General features: G+C 66.1%; 1 pseudogene. It reads left to right on the forward strand.

What is annotated here, in order from left to right:
- Positions 1–140 precede the first annotated feature (140 nt).
- Positions 141–319, forward strand: a pseudogene (locus NE591_RS16395) (riboflavin synthase); the annotation flags it as partial.

Raw genomic sequence — 319 nt, forward strand, 5'->3', positions numbered from 1 at the left:
GTCGAAAGCGAGGCGACACCATGTTCACCGGCATTGTAGAGGAAATCGGCACCGTAAGGACGCTGCGCCGGGGCGCCCATTCGGCCGTTCTGTCCATTGACGCGCGCACCGTGCTCGAGTGAACTCGGCTGGGCGACTCCATCGCCGTGAACGGCGTCTGCCTCACCGTCACTTCGCTGGGAGCGACCCAGTTCAGCGCCGATGTCATGCACGAGACGTTGCGACGTAGCAACCTCGGCGCCCTGCATGCCGGCAGCCCCGTGAACCTGGAGAGGGCCATGGCGGCCGACGGGCGATTCGGCGGACACTTGGTGTCGGG

Origin of the sequence: Adlercreutzia sp. DFI.6.23 (assembly GCF_024462535.1) — a bacterium.
Classification (GTDB): domain Bacteria; phylum Actinomycetota; class Coriobacteriia; order Coriobacteriales; family Eggerthellaceae; genus Adlercreutzia; species Adlercreutzia rubneri.